The following is a 911-nucleotide window of genomic DNA, read 5'->3' as shown; positions in this document are numbered from 1 at the left end:
ACGCGTGATCAGTAGAAACAAGGGTGTTTTTTATCATTAAATAAGCTGAAACGAGAAAGTCCTTATCTCCTGCTCCACTTCAAGCAATAGTTGTAAGGCTTGCAAAAACGTTATTTGTTCAAAGCTGTTCTCTGTGATTTTCAACTTATGTCGCACTTCTTCAATCAGCCATCTTATTTCTTCAAACTTCTGACTCAATTGTTCTCGCCATTTTCCGTTTCTGCTTTGGAGGGAGTGGAGGTCCCCCATTCTCATTACTGCTTCTCCAAGCGAATCTCTGTAGAGTTTCAGAGACTCGAACTGTGTTATCATTCCATTCAAGTCCTCCGATGAGGATCCCAATTGCATTTTTGACATCCTCATTAGTATGTCCTGGAAGAGAAGGTAATGGTGAGATTTCTCCCACAATTGCTCCTTCTTCTGTGAAAGCTCTAAGTAGTATTAGAGTTTCCAGCCGATCAAAAATTGCACCGAAATTGGCTTTCAATATGATGTTTTTATCCATTATTGCCTGGTCCATCTTGATGCAAAGGGAACCTGCTACTTTCTGCTTGGGCATGAGCATAAACCAGTCCCTTGACATTTCTTCAAGAGTCATGTCAGTTAGGTAGCGTGAGGCAGGCACGGAAGCAATGGTCATTTTGAGCGTTTCATCGGATTCTTCCTCCAGAATCCGCTCCACTATTTGCTTTCCCGAACGAGTGGCTGTTTCGATGTCCAGACCAAGAGTGCTGCCCCTTCCTCTCAGGGACTTCTGATCTCGGCGAAGCCGATCAAGGAATGGGGCATCACCCAATTCTTGGTCTGCAAATCGTTTGCGGACATGCCAAAGAAAGCAGTCTACCTGAAAGCTTAACATAGTGTTGGAATCCATTATGTCTTTGTCACCCTGCTTTTGCTGATCACGCGTT

General features: G+C 43.9%; 1 protein-coding gene. It reads right to left on the bottom strand.

From position 1 onward, the window contains the following. Positions 1–181 precede the first annotated feature (181 nt). Positions 182–911, bottom strand: a 730-nt coding sequence (locus tag ACYVK3_RS21145) for an NS1 family protein (RefSeq protein ID WP_460499331.1), incomplete at its 5' end; no start/stop codon positions are given.

It is taken from the genome of Glycomyces tarimensis, from assembly GCF_054776215.1.
Note: the sequence above shows the minus strand (reverse complement) of the source record. Positions and strands in the feature narration are given on the sequence as shown.